At 60.6% G+C, this 20585-nt stretch carries 20 protein-coding genes; 15 read left to right on the top strand and 5 right to left on the bottom strand.

The window, feature by feature from the left end:
* Nucleotides 1-29: 29 nt before the first annotated feature.
* Both I2G20_RS02100 and I2G20_RS02095 read right to left on the bottom strand, forming a co-directional pair.
* The gene (locus I2G20_RS02100) at nt 30-779 is read right to left on the bottom strand and encodes a transporter substrate-binding domain-containing protein (RefSeq protein ID WP_196258012.1); all 750 of its coding nucleotides are present in this window, start codon (nt 777-779) and stop codon (nt 30-32) included.
* A 75-nt stretch (nt 780-854) separates the two neighbouring features.
* Nucleotides 855-1622 (bottom strand): ABC transporter ATP-binding protein, encoded by a 768-nt coding sequence (locus tag I2G20_RS02095; protein ID WP_196258011.1) that lies wholly within the window; start codon nt 1620-1622, stop codon nt 855-857.
* Between the two features lie 407 nt (nt 1623-2029).
* On the opposite strand from I2G20_RS02095, the gene I2G20_RS02090 reads away from it, so the two are divergent.
* On the top strand, nt 2030-3073 hold the full coding sequence (locus I2G20_RS02090; RefSeq protein ID WP_196258010.1) for a GGDEF domain-containing protein: 1044 nt from the start codon (nt 2030-2032) through the stop codon (nt 3071-3073).
* On the opposite strand, the gene sseA is transcribed toward I2G20_RS02090, so the two are convergent.
* Both sseA and I2G20_RS02080 read right to left on the bottom strand, forming a co-directional pair.
* On the bottom strand, nt 3070-3900 hold the full coding sequence (gene sseA / locus I2G20_RS02085; RefSeq protein WP_196258009.1) for a 3-mercaptopyruvate sulfurtransferase: 831 nt from the start codon (nt 3898-3900) through the stop codon (nt 3070-3072). The two genes, I2G20_RS02090 and sseA, sit on opposite strands and share 4 nt — an antisense overlap.
* A gap of 13 nt (nt 3901-3913) precedes the next feature.
* The gene (locus tag I2G20_RS02080) at nt 3914-4855 is read right to left on the bottom strand and encodes a nucleoside hydrolase (protein ID WP_196258008.1); all 942 of its coding nucleotides are present in this window, start codon (nt 4853-4855) and stop codon (nt 3914-3916) included.
* Nucleotides 4856-5051: 196 nt separating this feature from the next.
* Here I2G20_RS02080 and rirA point away from each other — a divergent pair, with 196 nt between their 5' ends.
* The 4 genes from rirA (at nt 5052) to I2G20_RS02060 (ending at nt 9457) form a co-directional block, all read left to right on the top strand.
* Nucleotides 5052-5507 carry an iron-responsive transcriptional regulator RirA gene (rirA, locus tag I2G20_RS02075; RefSeq protein ID WP_196258007.1) on the top strand — a complete coding sequence of 152 codons (456 nt, stop codon included), beginning with the start codon at nt 5052-5054 and terminating at the stop codon, nt 5505-5507.
* A 289-nt stretch (nt 5508-5796) separates the two neighbouring features.
* Nucleotides 5797-7158 (top strand): NAD(P)-dependent oxidoreductase, encoded by a 1362-nt coding sequence (locus I2G20_RS02070; protein ID WP_196258006.1) that lies wholly within the window; start codon nt 5797-5799, stop codon nt 7156-7158.
* The gene (gene preA, locus I2G20_RS02065; protein WP_196258005.1) at nt 7151-8470 is read left to right on the top strand and encodes an NAD-dependent dihydropyrimidine dehydrogenase subunit PreA; all 1320 of its coding nucleotides are present in this window, start codon (nt 7151-7153) and stop codon (nt 8468-8470) included. Before I2G20_RS02070 ends, preA begins: the two co-directional genes overlap by 8 nt.
* A 66-nt stretch (nt 8471-8536) precedes the next feature.
* Nucleotides 8537-9457 carry a DMT family transporter gene (locus I2G20_RS02060; RefSeq protein WP_246472750.1) on the top strand — a complete coding sequence of 307 codons (921 nt, stop codon included), beginning with the start codon at nt 8537-8539 and terminating at the stop codon, nt 9455-9457.
* On the opposite strand, the gene I2G20_RS02055 is transcribed toward I2G20_RS02060, so the two are convergent.
* Nucleotides 9458-10096: a TetR family transcriptional regulator C-terminal domain-containing protein gene (locus tag I2G20_RS02055; RefSeq protein WP_196258004.1), complete on the bottom strand. Its 639-nt coding sequence runs from the start codon at nt 10094-10096 to the stop codon at nt 9458-9460.
* A gap of 210 nt (nt 10097-10306) precedes the next feature.
* Here I2G20_RS02055 and aptA point away from each other — a divergent pair, with 210 nt between their 5' ends.
* The 10 genes from aptA (at nt 10307) to I2G20_RS02005 (ending at nt 20556) form a co-directional block, all read left to right on the top strand.
* Nucleotides 10307-11635 carry an omega-aminotransferase AptA gene (aptA, locus tag I2G20_RS02050; protein WP_196258003.1) on the top strand — a complete coding sequence of 443 codons (1329 nt, stop codon included), beginning with the start codon at nt 10307-10309 and terminating at the stop codon, nt 11633-11635.
* Entirely contained in the window at nt 11635-13128 is a 1494-nt protein-coding gene (locus I2G20_RS02045) for a CoA-acylating methylmalonate-semialdehyde dehydrogenase (protein WP_196258002.1), read from the top strand. Before aptA ends, I2G20_RS02045 begins: the two co-directional genes overlap by 1 nt.
* Nucleotides 13129-13140: 12 nt before the next feature.
* The gene (locus I2G20_RS02040) at nt 13141-14391 is read left to right on the top strand and encodes a Zn-dependent hydrolase (protein WP_196258001.1); all 1251 of its coding nucleotides are present in this window, start codon (nt 13141-13143) and stop codon (nt 14389-14391) included.
* Nucleotides 14388-15023 (top strand): LysE family transporter, encoded by a 636-nt coding sequence (locus tag I2G20_RS02035; protein ID WP_196258000.1) that lies wholly within the window; start codon nt 14388-14390, stop codon nt 15021-15023. The genes I2G20_RS02040 and I2G20_RS02035 overlap by 4 nt, the downstream gene beginning before the upstream one ends.
* 59 nt (nt 15024-15082) lie before the next feature.
* On the top strand, nt 15083-16534 hold the full coding sequence (hydA, locus tag I2G20_RS02030; protein ID WP_196257999.1) for a dihydropyrimidinase: 1452 nt from the start codon (nt 15083-15085) through the stop codon (nt 16532-16534).
* Nucleotides 16531-16911 (top strand): hypothetical protein, encoded by a 381-nt coding sequence (locus I2G20_RS02025; protein WP_196257998.1) that lies wholly within the window; start codon nt 16531-16533, stop codon nt 16909-16911. The genes hydA and I2G20_RS02025 overlap by 4 nt, the downstream gene beginning before the upstream one ends.
* A gap of 5 nt (nt 16912-16916) precedes the next feature.
* Nucleotides 16917-17726 (top strand): ABC transporter ATP-binding protein, encoded by an 810-nt coding sequence (locus I2G20_RS02020; RefSeq protein ID WP_196258202.1) that lies wholly within the window; start codon nt 16917-16919, stop codon nt 17724-17726.
* Between the two features lie 3 nt (nt 17727-17729).
* Complete coding sequence (locus I2G20_RS02015) at nt 17730-18611, top strand: ABC transporter permease (protein ID WP_196257997.1); 882 nt, start codon at nt 17730-17732, stop codon at nt 18609-18611.
* Nucleotides 18608-19480 carry an ABC transporter permease gene (locus I2G20_RS02010; RefSeq protein WP_196257996.1) on the top strand — a complete coding sequence of 291 codons (873 nt, stop codon included), beginning with the start codon at nt 18608-18610 and terminating at the stop codon, nt 19478-19480. Before I2G20_RS02015 ends, I2G20_RS02010 begins: the two co-directional genes overlap by 4 nt.
* Before the next feature lie 89 nt (nt 19481-19569).
* Nucleotides 19570-20556 (top strand): ABC transporter substrate-binding protein, encoded by a 987-nt coding sequence (locus I2G20_RS02005; RefSeq protein ID WP_196257995.1) that lies wholly within the window; start codon nt 19570-19572, stop codon nt 20554-20556.
* Nucleotides 20557-20585: the final 29 nt, after the last annotated feature.

Genomic DNA, 20585 nt, shown 5'->3' with positions numbered 1-20585 from the left:
TGGTCGACACTCCCCCGACGTCGTTGTCGTTATTCGGTGTAAGCGGGCTCTACGCCATCGAACCACTGCGCGCGCAGCGCATCGACGGTGCCATCGGCCTTGAGCGCGTCAAGGGCTGCGTCAAGTGTAGCGAGCAGTTCGGTATCTTCCTTGCGGACACCGCCGCCGACACCGCCGCCGATCAGGACATCGGGGCCCACAAAGGCGATCGCGCCGCCGGAATTGGTAACAACCGGATCAAGAAAGCTGCCGTCGGCCAGAATCAGGTCGACATTGCCTGCGGCAAGGTCAGCAATGGTCTGGTCGGGGGTTGCAAAGGAAAGGATCGTGTTATCGGCGCCGAAATTCTCCTGGGCATAGGCGGCCTGGATGGTATTGCTCTGCACCGCGATGCGTACGCCCGAGAGGTTGTCGAAATCGAAATCGGCGCCCGCTGCTGCCACGAACTTGGACGGATCGGGCGGGAAATAATCCTGCGTGAAGTTGATGGTCTGCATACGCTCTTCTGTAATCGACATGCCGGCCATGATGACATCGTAGTTACCCGCAAGCAGGTTGGGGATGATCGAGTCCCAATCATTCTGGACGATTTCGCATTCAAGGCCTACATGTTCACAGATGGCGTTGGCGAGATCGATCTCGTAGCCCGCGAGTTCACCGGCGTCGTTGACGAAATTCCACGGGGCGTAAGCGCCCTCGGTGCCCACACGCACGGTCTGCGCCTGTGCGGCGGTGGAAAGGGCTGCCAATGCGGCAGCAGCGATAATCACCTTTTTCATTTTCTATGCTCCTGGAAAGCTTGGGTTGTGAATTGAACCGGAACGCCCTTCGTGCATGATGGTCAAATGTCCCGGTTAGGCATGGCCGGCGGCGCTCAGGAACTGGCGCAACCGGTCCGATCTCGTGTTCCCGAACACTTCGTCGACCGTGCCTTCCTCCTCGATCCGGCCGAGATGAAGAAACACGATCTTGTCCGAAACGTCGCGGGCAAATTTCATGTCGTGGGTCACGAGTATCATCGTGCGGCCTTCGTCGGCCAACATCTTGATGACGCGCAGCACCTCGACTTCCAGTTCGGGATCGAGCGCGGAGGTCGGCTCGTCGAACAGCATGATCTTGGGGTTGATGCAGAGGGCGCGCGCAATGGCGGCGCGCTGCTGCTGGCCCCCGGAAAGCTGGGCGGGGAAGGCATCGGCCTTGGCAGCGATGCCGACCTTGTCGAGAAGATCCATCGCCTGCGCACGCACTTCTTCGGTGGGGCGGCGCTGCACCCGCAGCGGGGCTTCCATGACGTTTTCGAGAATCGTCATGTGCGACCATAGATTGAAGGACTGGAAGACCATGCCCAGTTCCGACCGGATATGGCGGAGCTGATTGTGGTTGGTGGGGTGCCGGTGCGGGCCTTCGGAAGAAAGTGCGATTTCCTCACCGTCTATGCTGACGCTGCCCGAATTGGGAACTTCGAGCATGTTGATGCAGCGTAGCAAGGTAGACTTGCCGGACCCCGATGAGCCGATAAGGGAGACGACGTTCCCGGCGTTGGCTTCGAGCGTGACGCCCTTGAGCACTTCAAGGTCTCCGAACGATTTATGAACGTCCCTGATCGCGAGAATTGGCCCCATTACGCCTTACGTTATTGTTGTTCTGTTTTCACGCCTCGCAGCCCGGGACCACTGGCCGGGCATGCTGAGACACAAAACCAGAACTTTGCCGAATTAAAAAGCAAAAAAGGCGCGTCCGCGCGATTGCGCCGCAATTTTGTGCAGGCGCTAAGGCGCTCGGAAGCGGTCCGATTGGTATGATAGCTGCATCCCTCACCCTAGCGGGAGGTGCCGGGCCTGCGGCAATCTTCAAGTTTGTATGAACTGCTTGTCAACGGTTTGGTGGATATCGTCCGCTGGGGACGCGGTGGATTGTTAAAATGAATTTTGATTACGGATCCGTTTTACTGGCGGTCGGCGCCTCGGGTGCTGCGCTCAGTTTTACACTTTTTACAAATTGGTTGCGTCAACGCGGATCGGGGTTCTTGATGACCTGGTCGGCCTCGATGGCCATTGTCGTGTTGTCGGTAACTGCGTTTGCGTTTTTCAATGCGAGCGGAAATCTTTTCCTCGGCGCAGCAGCCGGCATTCTGCTGACGACGGCGATTTCTCTACATTATGGCGGCCTTGTGCAATTTCGGGACGGCCGTTTACCGGTACGGACGGTTATTGTGCTGTCGGCTATCTGGGCCTTGCCGCTGGCGACGGCCTTTGCTCTGGGCTTTGATGGACTCGGTTTTTGGCTCGTCAATGGCTTCAGCGCGGCATTGGTCTTTTATTGCGGAGTAGGGTATTGGCGAATGCGCTCGGAATCCCGGGCCTCGATCACGATCATCGCCTGCTTGCACCATTTCCTGGCGGCAACCTTCGTGTTGTGCATAATCGTTGGCATCCAGGAAGCCCCGCTCTATCTAGTCAACGGCTCTCCTCAGAATTGGGCGGAAGTGCTCAATCTCGTGGCATCGGTTATTGCGCTCACGGGGATCGGCGGGCTGCTCATCACGGTGCATCAGGAACGCATTTCGCGGCGGCACCAGCATAACGCTCTGACCGATGCCCTGACCGGGCTCAGGAACAGGCGCGCGCTGTTCGAGTTCTATGAGGGCGAAGTAGTGCCCCAAAATACCGGTATCATTGTGCTCGATCTCGACGAGTTCAAGGTGCTTAACGATACGTATGGCCATGCCGTTGGAGACATGGTGCTGAGGAATTTCGCGGGGCTGCTCGAAGGACTCGTTGAGCCGCGCGACATGGCGATCCGGCTGGGCGGCGAGGAGTTCGTACTGATCTTGCCTGATCGATCGACAATGGAGGCGCTGGCGCTGGCGGAGCTTGTGCGGGCGTCGGCTGCGCGCATGGTTCACGATGCCAACGGCAAACAGATCACATGCACGGTGAGCGCGGGCGTCTCATTTGCCGAGAAGGCCGGCAAGAGCCTTGATACGCTTTTGCGCAAGGCGGATAACGCGCTCTATCTGTCCAAGCGGAACGGCCGGAACCGTGTTACCGCGCCGGATTCCCAGGCAGCCTAGTCCGTTTCGACGGGAGCGTCGTCACGGGCGCCCCATTCGGCCCAGGAGCCGTCATAGAGCATGACCCTGCTGGCGCCGATCGTATCGAGCGCGAGGGCGAGAACGGCGGCGGTCACGCCCGAGCCGCATGAGGTGATGACGGGTTCGGAGGGGTCGATTCCAGCATTCCTGATAATCGCCTGGAGATCTTGCGGTGCTTTGAGCCTGCCGTCGGCGATCAGGTCGGAGAACGGGAGATTGCGAGCGTCGGGCATGTGGCCGGCGCGGAGGCCCGGGCGCGGTTCGGGGGCGGCGCCGGCAAATCGCGGGGCGGGGCGGGCGTCGAGGATCTGTCCGCCTGAGCGGATGGCGGAGAGGACGGTATCGAAGCTGGCAATGGCATCGTCGTTCCGATGCGCCTTGAAGGTAGCCAGCGTCGGGTTTGCCGGGCCTGTTTCGAGAGGGCGGTTTTTGGTGCGCCATTTCGGGCCGCCGCCTTCCAGGATTTTGACGTCCGCTGCACCCATCACCCTGAGGGTCCACCACACGCGGGGCGCTGAGAAGAGACCGTATTCGTCGTAGACGACGATAGTCTTTTCCGCGCTGAGGCCGAGCGCGCCCGCCAAGAGCGCAAACGTCGCCGCGTCGGGCAGCATATGCGGCAGGCCGGCAGAGGTATCGGCGATCCTGTCGATATCGAATTGCACCGCGCCAGGGATATGGCCGGCTTCGAACTCAGCGGCGGCATTCCGGCCCGCATTGGGCAGGTGCCAGGTGCCGTCGACGATTGTCACATCGGGATCGTTCAGATGTGCGTTGAGCCAGTCGGTGGAAACGAAGTGGGACATTCCGGTCTCCAAATCAGGGCAGGCGGGCGAGGCGTTCGGTCAAAAGTGCGTAAAACGCATCGGAATTGCCCTCGCGGATGAAGGTGGCGTTATGGGGGCGATCTGTCACGTGCCAGTAGTCGGCGACGGTCATGCCTCGGGTCAGTTCGCTGTTGGTTTCGATCTCGACATTGCATTTGCGGCCTGAAAAGATTTCAGGAGCAAGGAGGTATGCGGTGACGCATGGGTCGTGGAGCGGCGCGCCTTGCCAGCCATATTTTTCAAGGTCGAAGCGTTCGGAAAAGCCGAGCATATCGGCGACCGCGGCGCCCGTTCGGTTCCCGATGGCCCGGAAGGCGGCGACGCGCGCAGGCGTAGCGAGCATGCGGTGCGTCACGTCGAGCGGCATCATGGCGATCGGCGCGGCACAGGCGAAAACGGTAGCCGCGGCTTCGGGGTCGACATAGATATTGAATTCGGCAGCGGGCGTAATGTTGCCGACCTCGAAATAGGCGCCGCCCATCAGGACGATTTCCTGGATACGCGGGGCGATCCGCGGCTCCTTGGCCAGTGCCATGCCGAGATTGGTGAGCGGGCCGAGCGCGCAGAGCGTTACCGTATTCTCCGGTTCGCGCATCAGGGTCTCGATGATGAAGTCCACGCCGTGAGGCGTCTCCAGCTTCTTTGCCGGTTCGGGAAGATCGGGGCCGTCGAGTCCGGTCTGGCCGTGAACGTGTTCGGCGGTGACGAGCTTGCGCATCAATGGACGCGGGCAGCCGGCATAAACGGGGACTTCGGTGCGACCCGAAAGCTCGACGACCTTGAGAGCGTTCTTCGCGTTCTGGGCGAGGCCGACATTGCCCGCGACGGCCACGATACCGAGCACGTGGATTTCTTCGGGGGAAGCCAGGGCAAGCAGGATGGCGACGGCATCGTCCTGTCCGGGGTCGGTGTCGATAATGATCTTGCGCGCCATCAGGCCTCCAGGAATCGAATTTGCCGTCGAAATCCTAGAACGGGGGCGCAAAAAGGGAAGGGAAAATGGCGGCGTTTAATATGAGATATTGGTTCAGCTTTTGTTGACATAGTTTAGAATTGTTATAATCTGAAGCGGCCTGAAGCATGCACCTGTGGACGGTATTTTTCGATTCTCATGGCAAAAGGCCCGCCAGATGCGGTTAACCCGTCAGACCAGTTATGCCGTCCGCACGCTGATGTATTGCGCTGTCAACGCGCCCGATCTATCGCGGGTGAGCGATATCGCCAAGGCATACGGCATATCTGAGCTCTTCCTCTTCAAGCTCATCAAGCCACTGGTCGAAAACCATCTGCTCGAGACCGTGCGCGGGCGGCATGGGGGCATCAGGCTGGCCAAGGCAGCGTCGGAAATCACGCTGCTCGATGTCGTAAGGCTGACGGAAGAGAACTTTGCGCTGGCCGAATGTTTCGAGGGCGGGGATACGGTTTGTCCGCTGGTGGGCGGATGCGAGCTCAACGGGGCGCTGGCAGAGGCGCTCGAGGCGTTCTTCAATGTCCTGCGCTCCTATACGATCGCCGATCTCACCGATAAGCGGCGGGCCATGCGCACGCGTCTTGGCATCGAGATCCTGGGCATAGAACTCAACTGATTTAGGCGTAACGCTTGCTCGAATCCCATAGGGACAAAGTTTCCCTGCCGGGGCAAAATTGCTGAATAGATAAATATGATCTTTACAGTCATGTTTATGTGCGCTAAGTAGAGTCCTGCAGGAGTGAGGCCTGCCCCTCGGCCCTGTATCCGGAGCGCCAAAGCCGGCTACAGGGCCTTTTTCTGCCTCGCCCTGCCGGTCGGCAAAAAGTGATTTTTTACCGATTGATAAAAAATTGGAACCGCGCTAGCGTCACCTTCTGATGGGAACATCTGAGGGGGTGTCTGTCATGGCGCAAGGCCAATTCCTCACCGGTATCGCTGCTGGCCGCCTCGCGGCCGATCAGTATGCGGAGAATTTCTCCGATCTTCACGAGCCTTTTTCCGGGCACGAGGCGCGTGTCGAGGCCGACCGGTGCTATTTCTGTTACGACGCGCCGTGCATGACGGCCTGCCCGACCGCGATCGACATTCCGATGTTCATCCGCCAGATCGCGACGGACAATCCAGTGGGATCGGCCAAGACGATTTTCGACCAGAACATACTGGGTGGCATGTGCGCACGGGTTTGTCCGACCGAGACGCTGTGCGAGGAAGCCTGCGTGCGCGAAGCCGCAGAGGGTAAACCGGTGCAGATCGGGCGCTTGCAGCGTTACGCCACCGATGTTGCAATTGCCGAAGGCGTTCAGTTCTACGAGCGGGCCGCCCCCACGGGCAAGCGGATTGCCGTGGTGGGCGCCGGGCCTGCGGGGCTGGCTTGTGCGCACCGGCTGGCGATGCACGGGCATGAGGTGACGATATTCGACGCGCGCGAGAAGGCCGGCGGGCTCAATGAATACGGGATCGCGGCCTATAAAAGCACTCAGGATTTCGCGCAGGCTGAAGTCGATTATGTGACCGCCATTGGCGGGATTACCATCGAGACCGGCAAGGCGTTGGGGCGCGATATTTCAATCGGCCAACTGTCCGAGGATTTCGATGCCGTATTCCTTGGCATGGGGCTGGGGGGCGTCAATGCGCTGCGGTCGGAGGGCGAGACCGCAGCTTCAAATGCCGTGGACTATATCGCAGAGCTGCGGCAGGCGCGGGATTTGTCGGCGCTACCCATAGGGCGACGGGTCGTAGTGATCGGCGGGGGAATGACGGCCGTCGATATGGCTGTGCAGGCCAAACTCCTCGGGGCCGAGGAGGTTACGATCTGCTACCGGCGCGGTAAGGAGTATATGAATGCCTCGCTCTATGAGCAGGACCTCGCGGCGGCGGCCGGCGTAGCCATCCGGCATTGGTTAAGTCCCAAGGCCGTTTTGACCGCGGACGGCAAGGTGACGGGTATCGAGCTTGAATACACAAGGCTCGAGAACGGCGTGCTTGCGGGGACGGGCGAGAGCCTGACCCTGCCGGCGGATCAGGTTTTCAAGGCCATCGGGCAGACATTCCTTGCGGCTGCCCTCAATGGCAGCGGGGCCGCAATCGAAATGGAAGGCGGGCGTATCCGTGTGGATGGCGAGGGGAGGACCTCGATGCCTGGCGTGTGGGCTGGAGGCGATTGCGTCGCCGATGCGCGGGAGGATTTGACAGTTGCCGCCGTCGCAGCCGGGCGCGATGCGGCCGAGAGCATCAACCGGGCTTTGATGGGAGGAGCAAATGGCTGACCTGCGTTCAAACTTCGTCGGTATAAAGTCTCCCAACCCATTCTGGCTGGCCTCGGCGCCGCCGACCGACAAGGCCTACAATGTCGTGCGCGCCTTCAAGGCGGGGTGGGGCGGTGTCGTCTGGAAGACGCTGGGCGAGGAAGGTCCGCCGGTCGTTAATGTCAACGGCCCGCGCTATGGCGCGATCTGGGGCGCGGATCGGCGGCTTTTGGGGCTCAACAATATCGAGCTGATCACCGATCGGGATCTCTTCGTCAACCTGGCAGAAATCAAGCAGGTCAAGCGCGACTGGCCGGATCGTGCCGTCGTCGTTTCGATCATGGTTCCGTGCGACGAAGAAAGTTGGAAGGCTATCCTGCCGCTGGTCGAAGAAACCGGGGCGGACGGGATCGAGCTTAATTTCGGCTGTCCGCACGGGATGAGCGAGCGCGGCATGGGGTCCGCCGTCGGGCAGGTGCCCGAATATGTCGAAATGGTCGTGCGCTGGTGCAAGCAGTACACGCGGATGCCGGTCATCACCAAATTGACCCCCAATATCGCCGATATCCGTAAGCCGGCCCGCGCCGCCCATGCGGGCGGGACCGATGCCGTAAGTCTCATCAACACCATCAATTCGATTACGGCGGTCAATCTCGATACGTTCTCGCCTGAGCCCTCGATCGATGGCAGGGGCACGCATGGCGGCTATTGCGGGCCGGCGGTGAAGCCCATCGCCCTCAATATGGTGGCCGAGATCGCGCGCGACGCGCAGACCCGTGGAATGCCGATTTCGGGCATCGGTGGCGTTACCACCTGGCGCGATGCGGTTGAGTTCATGGCGCTTGGGGCGGGGAACGTGCAGGTCTGCACCGCTGCGATGACCTATGGGTTCAAGATCGTCGAAGAGATGATTACAGGCCTCTCGAACTATTTGGATGAGAAAGGCTTTTCATCGGTTGACGAGGTCGTTGGGCGGGCGGTGCCCAATGTCACCGACTGGCAATATCTCAACCTCAACTATGTCACCAAGGCGCGAATCAACCAGGAACTCTGCATCTCGTGCGGGCGCTGTCACATCGCTTGCGAGGATACCTCGCACCAGGCGATCACCAATATGATCGATGGCAAGCGCATGTTTGTCGTCAAGGACGAGGAGTGCGTCGGATGCAATCTGTGCGTCAATGTCTGCCCCGTTGAAGACTGCATAACGATGGAGCAGATTCCAGGCGGCATGATGGACGAACGGACGGGCCACCGCGTGCCCGATCACTACGCCAACTGGACAACGCATCCGAACAATCCGATGGCCAAGGCGAAGGAGCCTGCGGAATAAAAACTGGTGTAGGCGAGCGATAAAATCGCAGATGTATACATTCTGATTTCGTGCTAGCGAAGTGGCATGACTAAGGTTACCTCATTCGTTTTGCATGCCACTGGCACAGAAAAACTGCGCGGCCATCTGGCTATGGTCGTATTCGCTTCGCTGATTGCAGGCTCGTTTACGATGGCGCCGCGTGCGCTTCCTCATATCGATCCGGTTTCGCTCAATGTGGTGCGCTATGTCGTTGCGGTGGCGGCAATGGCGGGGGTGGTGTTCGGGCTTGGACGGCAGAAATTCGTCTGGCCGAAAGCGCCGTGGCGCTATGTGGTGCTTGGCGGGCTGATGGCGTTTTATTTCGTCACTATGTTCATCGCGCTCACCATGACATCCCCGGTTTCGACGAGCGCTGTGTTCACGCTGACGCCGCTGATGACGGTTGGGTTTGGACTGCTTCTTGCCGGGCAGACTTTCGGGCCGACCCTGTTCGTCAGCCTGCTGGTTGCGGCTTGCGGGTCGATCTGGGTCATTTTCGGCGGCAGCGTTGACGCCTTGCTCAACTTCCGCGTCGGGCAGGGGGAGGCGATCTTTTTTGCCGGATGCGTTGCGCATGCGCTGTTTGCGCCATTGTTGCGCCGACTCAATCGCGGCGACCCGCAATCGCTCGCGACGTTCTATATTCTGGTGGGCACGGCATTCTGCCTGACGCTCTATGGATTACCGCAAATTATTGCGACGGATTGGCTTGCGCTGCCCCCGGTCGTCTGGGTGGTGGTCGGGTATCTGTCGATCTTTACCGGGATAGTGACCTTCGCGCTGATGCAGTACGCCTCAATGCGGCTGCCAGCATCGAAGGTCATGTCCTACAGCTATCTCGTACCAAGTTTTGTCATCGTCTATGAGGGCTTTTCGGGGCATGGCTGGGTGACGGCGAGTGTAGCCGCCGGGGCAATCGCCACCGGACTTGGACTGATCGTTCTCTATTTTTCGCCGGATAAATAGCTAGTTCTTGGGCTTGAGCCCATGCAGGAAAAGCTGGTCGAGGAAGCGGGCGGCATCCTCGAAACGGCCTTCGCCGCCCCGTTCCTTGCCCAACACGGCGCGCACCTGGATGTCGAAATCGGCGTAGTGCTGGGTGGTGGCCCAGATCGAGAAAATCAGGTGATAGGGATCGCATTTGACGATCTTGCCCTGGGCCATCCAGCTTCTGATGACTTCGGCCTTCTCGTCCACCAGTTTCTTGAGATCGGTATGCAGCACTCCGTGAAAGCCCGGTGCGCCACGCAGCATTTCGTTGGCAAAGAGGCGGCTTTCGCGGGGGAAATCGCGGCTCATCTCGAGCTTGCGGCGGATATAGGACTGTATTTCAGGCAGGGGGTCGCCATGGGCGTCAAGCTCGCGCAAGGGCTGGAGCCATGTATCGAGAATCCGCGCCAGGAGAGGCGCGTGGATATCTTCCTTGGACTTGAAATAATAGAGGAGATTGGGCTTGGACATCCCCGCCGCCTCGGCAATCTGATCGATGGTCGACCCGCGAAAACCGTATTGGGAAAACACATCGAGCGCGGCTTCCAGGATCGCTTCCTGCTTTTCGCGCTGGATGCGGGTGGCCGGCTTTGCGGTGTCGGTATCTGTGCCCATGGAACTGCAAGTGCCTCCTCAGCTGTGCGCCGTCAATGGTCATGTCGGGCCGCGCGTGAGGCTTTTCAGATTTTGAAGCGCAGCGGCAAAATTATTGCCTTGAACCTTGCATCCAGAGTGCTAGAATTTTTCCAATCGGTCAAAAAATTTCGACCGGCGGCTGCACTTTCCTGCGATTTGCACAGCAGCCGATAGCGACACGAGGGGCGGATGACCGAGGGAAGTGCGACAATACCCAATAATCTTGATGCGTTCTGGATGCCGTTTACGGCAAACCGGCAGTTCAAGAAAGCGCCGCGCATGTTCGTCGCGGCCAAAGACATGCACTACACCGCAGCCGACGGAAGACAAGTGCTGGACGGAACAGCAGGGTTGTGGTGCGTCAATGCCGGGCACTGCCGGCCGCTGATCACCGAAGCGATCCAGAGGCAAGCCGCCGAACTTGACTATGCGCCCGCTTTCCAGATGGGGCATCCCAAGGCGTTCGAGTTGGCCAACCGCCTGGTGGATCTGGCTCCCGACGGGCTCGATCATGTGCTCTACACCAATTCGGGCTCGGAATCGGTCGAAACAGCGCTCAAGGTGGCGCTGGCCTATCAGAAAGCGATCGGGCAGGGCTCGCGGACGCGGCTGATCGGGCGCGAGAGAGGCTATCACGGGGTCAATTTCGGCGGCATTTCGGTGGGCGGGATCGTCGCCAACCGCAAGATGTTTGGGACCCTGCTCGCTGGCGTGGATCATCTTCCGCATACGCATCTGCTCTCCAAGAACGCTTTTTCGCGCGGCGAGCCGCGGCACGGGGTCGAGCTGGCGGACGAATTCGAGCGGATCATAACGCTGCACGATGCCTCGACGATTGCGGCGCTGATCGTTGAGCCGGTGGCGGGTTCGACGGGCGTGCTCATTCCGCCGCCGGGGTATCTCAAGCGCCTGCGCGAGATTTGCGACAAGTACGGCATTTTGTTGATTTTCGATGAGGTCATCACCGGCTACGGACGCCTCGGGACGCCGTTCGGGGCCGACTATTTCGGGGTCGTGCCGGACATCATGATTACCGCCAAGGGGCTGACCAACGGGGTAATCCCGATGGGCGCGGTGCTCACCTCAAGCAAGATTCACGACGCCTTCATGACGGGCCCCGAGCATCTCATCGAGTTTTTCCACGGTTATACCTATTCGGGCAATCCGATTGCCTCGGCGGCGGCGCTTGCGACGCTAGAGACCTACAAGCAGGAGGGCTTGCTGACACGCGGACAAGAGCTTGGAGGGTACTGGGAAAATGCGTTGCATTCCTTGAAGGGCGCACCCCATGTGATCGATATCCGCAATATCGGGCTGGTGGGTGCCATCGAGCTCGAGCCGATTGCGGGCGAGTCGACCAAGCGGGCATTTGCGGCGTTCGTCAAGGCGTTCGAGAAGGGCGTGCTGATCCGCACGACAGGCGACATCATCGCCCTGTCGCCACCGCTGATTGTTGAAAAGAGCCACATCGACCAGATTGTCGATACGATCCGTACAGTGCTCGGGGAGATCGACTGATGCAGGTGATCGAGAATGCAGTTGCGGGCAAGCGCGCCGTTTCGTCCTCCGGGCGGCGCGCGCCCGTATTCAACCCGGCAACCGGTGAGCAGATCGCCGAATTGCCGCTGTCGACCACTGCCGAAATCGATGCGGCCGTCGCGAGCGCCAAGGCCGCACAACCGGCTTGGGGGAACACCCCGCCATTGAAGCGGGCGCGGGTGATGTTCAAATTCAAGGAACTGCTGGATAGGCATGCCGCCGATCTGGCGCGCGAGATTTCGCGCGAGCATGGCAAGACCCATGACGATGCGCTGGGCGAGGTGCAGCGGGGGATCGAATGCGTCGAATATGCCTGCGGAATTCCCGAGCTTTTGAAGGGTACGTTCTCGCGTAATGTCGGTCCGGCCATCGACAGCTACGCCGACCGGCAGCCGCTGGGCGTCGTTGCGGGGATTACCCCGTTCAACTTCCCGGCCATGGTGCCGATGTGGATGTATCCCGCCGCGATAGCCTGCGGGAACGCGTTCATTTTAAAACCCTCCGAGCGCGATCCGTCAGCGCCGATGCTGGCGTGGGATTTGCTGATGGAAGCAGGGTGCCCGGAAGGGGTGCTCAATGTGGTTCATGGGGACAAGGAAGCGGTCGATCACATTCTCGACCATCCCGACATCATGGCTGTGAGCTTTGTCGGGTCGACCCCGATTGCCGAATATGTCTATCAACGTGGGACGAGGGCCGGAAAGCGCGTGCAGGCGCTTGGCGGCGCCAAGAACCACATGGTGATCCTCCCCGATGCCGATCTGGACCAGGCCGCCGACGCTCTCATGGGGGCCGGGTACGGATCGGCTGGGGAGCGCTGCATGGCGATTTCGGTCGCGGTGCCGGTGGGCGAAAGGACCGCCGACGCACTGATCGCAAAGCTCAAGCCGCGCGTTGAAAGCCTCAAGATCGGCCCTGCGACTGACAAGGATGCCGAGATGGGGCCGCTGGTGACCGCGATGCACCGCGACAAGGTGGTGGGCTATATTGACAAGGGCGTCGAGGAAGGGGCCGAACTTGTGGTCGATGGGAGGGGTTTCTCGCTCCAGGGCTACGAGGACGGCTATTATGTCGGCGGTACGCTTTTCGATCGCGTGACGACCGACATGACCATCTACCGCGAGGAAATCTTCGGTCCGGTGCTTTCCGTAGTCCGGGCGCCCGACTATGCCGACGCGGTCAAGTTGATCAACGCGCACGAATATGGCAACGGCGTTGCGATTTTCACCCGCGATGGCGACGCGGCGCGCGATTTTGCCGACAAGATCGAGGTGGGCATGGTGGGCGTCAACGTGCCGATCCCGGTGCCGGTGGCCTATCATTCTTTCGGTGGGTGGAAGCGCTCGCTCTTCGGTGATCATTCGATCTATGGACCTGAAGGCGTGCATTTCTATACGCGGCTCAAGACGGTGACCACGCGCTGGCCGGCAGGCATAAAATCGGGCGCGCAGTTCACATTTCCGACGTTGTAGGGGGCAGGACGCATGGCCAAACTCGGTGACAATCTCAGGATCAACGGGGACCGGCTATGGGATGCCCTCATGGAGATGGCGCAGGTTGGTCCGGGCGTTGCCGGTGGCAATAATCGCCAGACGGTGACCGATGCGGACAGCGAGGGGCGCCACCTGTTCAAACGCTGGTGCGACGAGGCTGGCCTGACGATGGGTGTCGACAAGATGGGCACCATGTTTGCCCGTCGCGAAGGGACTGATCCGGACGCCCTGCCTGTCTATGTCGGGAGCCATCTCGATACGCAGCCGACGGGCGGGAAATACGATGGCGTGCTCGGTGTGCTGGGTGGGCTGGAACTGGTCCGCACGCTCAATGACCTTGGCATAAAGACAAAACACCCTATCGTTGTCACCAACTGGACCAATGAGGAAGGCACGCGCTTTGCTCCGGCCATGTTGGCGTCGGGAGTGTTTGCGGGCGTGCATGAACTCGACTGGGCCTATGACCGGGTGGATGCCAAGGGGCTGAAATTCGGGGATGAGTTGAAGCGCATCGGCTGGCTGGGCGATGAAGAGGTCGGCGCGCGAAAGATGAAGGCGTTCTTCGAGCTTCATATCGAGCAGGGACCGATCCTTGAGGCCGAAGGCAAGGATATCGGTGTTGTCACGCACGGGCAGGGGCTGCGCTGGATCGAATGCACGGTCACCGGCAAGGAAAGCCACACCGGCTCCACCCCGATGCCCATGCGCAGGAATGCCGGGCGCGGGCTGGCGCAGGTGACCGAGCTTGTCCACGAGATTGCCATGAAGCATCAGCCCAATGCGGTGGGCGCCATCGGGCATGTCGACGTTTATCCCAATTCCCGCAACATCATCCCGGGCAAGGTGGTGTTCACCATCGATTTCCGCTCGCACATCATCGATACACTCAATGCAATGGTCGCCGAGCTCGAGGAGAAGGCACCCAAGCTCTGCGAGGCGCTGGGCGTGGAATTTTCCAGCCAGATCGTCGGGCAATTCGACCCTCCTGCGTTCGACCCCGATTGTGTGGCCGCGGTGCGCAATGCGGCGGAGCGGCTGGGCTACTCGCACCGCGATATCGTTTCGGGGGCGGGGCACGATGCGTGCTGGATCAACCGGGTCGCACCGACGGCGATGGTCATGTGTCCCTGTGTCGATGGGCTTTCGCACAACGAGGCCGAAGAGATCACAAAGGCCTGGGCAACGGCTGGCGCCGACGTGCTGCTGCACGCGGTGCTGGAGACGGCGGAGATCGTAGGGTGACTTTCGACGTGTCACAGGTTCTGTCCTTTGCCATCGTGGCCGGACTACTGGTGATCTCGCCAGGGCCGAACGGGGTTTTGATCGCGAAGACAGTGCCGACATCGGGAGCGTTGGCGGGGTTCGCCAATATCGCCGGGTTCATGGTTGCTTTCTATTGCCACTGGGTTTTCGCGCTGCTGGGTGGCTCGCTTATTTTGGCGACGTCGGCAGACCTTTTCACCGCATTCAAGCTGGCCGGGGCGGCATATCTGTGCTGGCTCGGTTTCAAGTCGCTGCGCGAGGCGTGGCGAGGTGGGAAGGTGGAAGCGGTGACGCCTGCACGGCGCAAGCGGGGGCTTACCATCGCCTTCGGCGAGGGGATGCTGACCAACCTGCTGAACCCGAAGGTCTCGATGTTCTACCTCGCTGCGTTCCCTCAATTTGTCCCGGTAGGAGCGTTCGATGCGCAGCATACCTTCGTTCTGGTGCTGGTCCATTCGCTCATCAATCTGGTCTGGTTCGGCATCATGATCGCCGTTATCGCGCGCGTGGGAACGATCGTGCGAAGCGGGGCAGTGCGGCGTTGGCTCAAGGGGGTGACGGGCGTGGTGCTGATCGGGTTCGGGGCCAAGCTGGCAACGTTGCAGCGCTGAATGGATTTGTCGCGCCGCGGCGGTGATTTCAGCCGGGCGAAATCGAGAGGGGATTGACCATGAGTACAGTCATAAAGGGCGGCACCATCGTAACCGCCGACCTGACCTACAAGGCCGATGTCAAAGTCGAGGGCGAGACGATTGTAGAGATCGGCCAGAAGCTCTCGGGCGATACGACCCTCGATGCCTCCGGCTGCTATGTCATGCCCGGCGGGATCGATCCGCATACGCATCTCGAGATGCCGTTCATGGGCACCTATTCGTCCGACGATTTCGAGAGCGGGACGCGGGCCGCGCTTTCGGGTGGGACGACGATGGTGGTGGATTTCTGCCTGCCCAGCCCCGGCCAGTCGCTCCTCGAAGCTCTCTCGATGTGGGACAACAAGGTCGGCAAGGCCTCCTGCGATTATTCCTACCACATGGCGATCACCTGGTGGGGCGAGCAGGTGTGGCGGGAGATGGAGGAGACCGTCAAGCGCGGGATCACGAGTTTCAAGCACTTCATGGCCTATAAGGGGGCGCTGATGGTGGATGACGACGAGATGTATTCGTCGTTCCAGCGCTGCGCCGAGTTGGGTGCGCTGCCGCTCGTCCATGCCGAGAATGGCGACGTTGTCGCGCAATTGACGCAGAAGCTGCTCGATGCTGGCAATAACGGGCCGGAAGCCCACGCCTATTCGCGCCCCCCGGAAGTCGAGGGCGAGGCGACCAATCGGGCGATCATGATTGCCGATATGGCGGGGGTGCCGCTTTATGTGGTGCACACATCCTGTGAGCAGGCGCATGAGGCGATCCGGCGCGCGCGGGCCAAGGGGATGCGGGTTTACGGCGAGCCGCTGATCCAGCACCTCGTGCTCGACGAGAGCGAATATGCACATCCTGACTGGGACCATGCCGCACGGCGCGTGATGAGCCCACCCTTCCGCAACAAGCTCCATCAGGATTCGCTCTGGGCCGGGCTGGCATCGGGCTCCTTGCAGGTGGTGGCGACAGACCATTGCGCCTTCACGACGGAACAGAAGCGGTTCGGGGTCGGCAATTTCGCCAAAATCCCGAACGGGACAGGCGGGCTCGAGGACCGGATGCCAGTGTTGTGGACCAAGGGGGTCAATACCGGCCGTCTGACGATGAACGAGTTCGTTGCCGTAACCTCGACCAACATCGCCAAGATTCTCAATTGCTACCCCAGGAAAGGGGCGATCCTTGAGGGCGCCGATGCCGATATCGTCGTGTGGGATCCCAAGCGGAAAAAGACGATCTCGGCCAGCGCGCAGCAATCGGCAATCGACTACAATGTTTTTGAAGGTGTCGAGGTCGAAGGCCTTCCGCGCTTCGTTATGGCGCGCGGCAAGGTGTCGGTGGAGGAATCCACGATGAAGCATGAGCCGGGTCACGGGAAATTCGTGGCGCGTGAGCCCAACATGCCTGTGAATCGCGCTTTGTCGCAATGGAAGGAGATCACCGCCCCGCGTAAGGTCCAGCGGATGGGGATTCCGGCGACGGGGGTATGAAGGTGGGGCGATGGGCATGGGGTTTGGCGGTGGCGGCAATTGCTGCGACATCACCCGCATTCGCGCAGACGGATTGGATAGAGGTCGATTACGGGAATGCGGCCGGGTGCAGCTTTGCAGTCGAAGGCATTGCCGAGGCGGACGATGTGAAGTTGCTGACGCCGCAGGCTTATGAGACCTACGCGACCTATTGCGAATTTGCGTCCGTGTCGCCGCTTACAAATATGGGACATGCCATAACTGCAATCTGTGCTCACGAGGGTGAAGTGGAACTGACGGTTTCGCTGATGAGGGTTGTCAAAAGCCACGAGCGTGCCGACGGTTATGATGTTTATGACGCCGATGGGCTGCAATGGGGCGCGGTGGACAGGTGCTGATGACGATGCCCGAAGCAGACAACGGAGTCGATATCAGCACGGCGGTTGTCGAGGCGCGCGGGCTTGGTCTGACGTTTGAAACCAACGACGGGCCGGTGCATGCGCTGTCGGACGTGAATTTGTCCATTGGCAAGGGGGAGTTCGTCTCGTTCATCGGGCCTTCGGGGTGCGGGAAGACGACGTTTCTGCGTGTTATTGCCGATCTCGAACAACCGACAGCCGGGGCGATCACGGTCAATGGCACGACGCCGGATAAGGCGCGCAAGGACCGGTCCTATGGCTATGTGTTTCAGGCGCCGGCGCTCTATCCCTGGCGCACAATCGAGCGGAATGTCGCGCTGCCGCTCGAAATCATGGGGCATAGCAAGGCCCAACAAAAGGAACGGATTGCGCGCACGCTAGAGCTCGTAAATCTTTCAGGGTTCGAGAAGAAATATCCCTGGCAGCTCTCGGGTGGCATGCAGCAGCGCGCTTCGATCGCGCGGGCGCTGGCGTTCGATGCCGATCTCTTGCTCATGGACGAGCCATTCGGGGCGCTGGACGAGATCGTGCGCGACCATCTCAATGAGCAGCTTTTGCAGCTTTGGGAGAAGACCAACAAGACTATATGCTTCGTGACGCATTCGATCCCGGAGGCGGTTTATCTTTCAACCAAGATCGTCGTGATGAGCCCGCGCCCGGGGCGGGTGACGGATGTGATCGACTCGACCCTGCCGCGGGAACGTCCGCTCGATATCCGCGAAACACCCGAGTTCCTCGAAATCGCCGCCCGCGTCCGTGACGGATTGCGGGCCGGGCATTCCTACGAGGAGTAGGCGATGGTCCGGGTGGCAGAGAGCAGGTGGTTTGCCGTCTCGGTCGTCGTCCTGGCGATCATCGCGATCTGGTACTGGTTTACGATTCAGCTCAACATGCCCTGGCAGCAGAGCGTTTATGCGAGGGCCGGGGAAGAGAACGTGCCGTTCTGGCAACTGCTCGACGATCTTTTCTCCCAGCAGCGACCGGTCCTGCCCGCGCCGCATCAGGTGGCGGTGGAGTTCTGGAACTCGGTTGTCAACGCCAATCCGTCCACGCCGCGCAGTCTCATCTTCCATGCGTGGATCACGCTTTCGGCCACGGGGCTGGGCTTTCTGTTCGGCACGGTGTTGGGGATCGTGCTCGCTGTGCTGATCGTCCATAACCGGGCGATGGACCGCTCGCTGATGCCGTGGGTGATCGCAAGCCAGACCATTCCCATCCTGGCCATCGCGCCGATGATCGTGGTCGTGCTCAATTCGGTGGGGCTCACCGGGCTGATCCCCAAGGCGCTGATCTCGACATATCTCTCGTTCTTCCCGGTGGTCGTGGGGATGGTCAAGGGCTTCCGCAGCCCCGAGGCCATCCATCTCGACCTGATGCACACCTATAACGCCAGCGGGGCACAGGTGTTCTGGAAGCTCCGGTGGCCTTCGGCAGTGCCGTATCTCTTTGCCTCGATGAAGGTGGGCGTGGCGGCCTCACTGGTCGGGGCCATTGTGGGCGAGTTGCCGACCGGGGCGGCGGGCGGATTGGGATCGCGGCTGCTTGCGGGGTCCTATTACGGGCAGACGACACAGATATGGGCCGCTCTTTTGATGGCCGCGGCGCTTTCAGCGACGCTCATTTTCGCCATCGCGGCGGTTGAAAGGCTGACCGGGCGGCTGATGGGGGCACGGGCATGAGCGGGTGGGTGATCTTTGCGGTCCTCTTCTGGCTGGCCGCCTGGGGGCTAAATGAATTTCTCGTACGCATCCGTACGCGGGACCGTACGGCGGAAACGGCCATCAATCTCGCTGTGCCAGTAATCTTCGGCATAACGCTGCTGGTTGGTTGGGAAGGGTTGGTGCGCGGGTTCAATGTTCCGCCGGTGCTGCTGCCGCCGCCGTCGGTGATCTGGGAGCGCATCCTTTTGTCGATCCCCAATCCTATCTGGCCCGACTTCCAGCAGACTTTCCTCAAGTCGGTGCTGGTCGGCTACGCCATTGGCTGCGGATCGGCCTTCATCGTTGCGATCGCCATCGACCGCTCGCCCTTCCTCAAGCGCGGGCTGCTGCCGGTGGGCAATTTCGTTTCCGCGTTACCTCTCGTCGGGATCGCGCCGATCATGGTGATGTGGTTCGGGTTCGACTGGCAATCGAAAGCTGCGGTCGTCGTCGTGATGACGTTCTTTCCGATGCTGGTGAACACGGTTGCGGGGCTCAATGCCACCGGTGCGATGGAAAAGGATCTGATGCGCACCTATGCGGCCGGGTACTGGCAGACCCTCCTCAAATTGCGCTTGCCCATGGCATGGCCCTTCATCTTCAATGCACTCAAGATCAATTCGACGCTCGCGCTGATCGGCGCGATCGTTGCAGAGTTTTTCGGTACGCCTGTTGTGGGCATGGGGTTCCGGATATCCGCGGCCATCGGACGGCTTCAAGTCGATATGGTCTGGGCCGAGATCGCGGTCGCCGCGCTCGCCGGTTCGTTGTTCTATGGGGTGGTGGCGCTCATCGAGAGGGCCGTCACCTTTTGGCATCCGTCCGTCCGGGGAGGACGGGCGCGCTAGGCTGAACGGATCGGCAAACCGTTCATCCTAGCGGATCAACCAAGGCGTCTGACAGGTGTCAGGGCCACATCTCAAAGGGGAAACGGCATATGAAAAAACTCATCACTGCAACGCTTGCGGGCGCACTATTGGCGTCGGCCGCTCCGGCCTTCGCGCAGGACGCGCTGACCCTGCAACTCAAATGGGTCAACCAGGGTCAGTTCGCGGGCTATCTCGTGGCCAAGGACATGGGCTTTTATGACGAGGCGGGTCTCAACGTGACGATCAATCCCGGCGGGCCGGACATTGCCCCTGAGCAGGTGATTGCCGGTGGCGGTGCCGACGTCATCACCACCTGGATGGCAGCGGCGCTGGCGGCGCGCGAGCGCGGGGTGCCGCTCGTCAATATCGCCCAGCCTTTCGCGGGGACGGCGCTCGAATTCGTCTGCTCGGAGGAAAGTGGGGTCACCTCGACCGACGATTTCCCGGGTAAGACGCTGGGCGTCTGGTTCTTTGGCAACGAATATCCCTTCTACGCCTGGATGGCCAAGCTCGGGCTTGCCACTGACGGCAGCGAGGGGGGCGTGGAAGTCCTGCGGCAGGCTTTCTCGGCCGACCCGCTGCTTCAGGGCCAGGCGGACTGTATCTCGGTCATGCGCTACAACGAGTACAAGCAGGTGCTCGATGCGGGTATTCCCGAGGACAGCCTGACCAAGTTCAACTTCGCCGATGAAGGCGTGGGCATGCTCGAGGACGGGCTTTACGTGCTCGAGGATCGCCTGGAAGACCCTGCCTTCGTGGACATGATGACCCGCTTTGTCGAGGCTTCGATGCGGGGTTGGCAGTATGTCATCGACAATCCCGAGGAAGCTGCCCAGGTGGTGATCGACAATGACATGTCGGGCGCACTGACGCTGGAAAGCCAGGTTTATCAGGTCGGCGTAGTCGGCGAGATGATCGGTGGGCCTGCGCTCGATGTCGGAGCGTATGAGCAAACCGTCGCAACCCTGCTTTCGGCGGTATCGCCCGATAATCCGGCGATCACGCGGGAGCCGGAGGGCGCGTATACGACGGTGATCACCGACGCGCTCGACTGAGCGCCACACGGCAAGCGACAAGCGAGGCG

The organism is Pelagibacterium limicola (assembly GCF_015694405.1).
Classification (GTDB): Bacteria; Pseudomonadota; Alphaproteobacteria; order Rhizobiales; family Devosiaceae; genus Pelagibacterium; species Pelagibacterium limicola.
The sequence above is the reverse complement of the archived record's forward strand: the minus strand, read 5'-3'. Positions and strand labels throughout refer to the sequence as shown.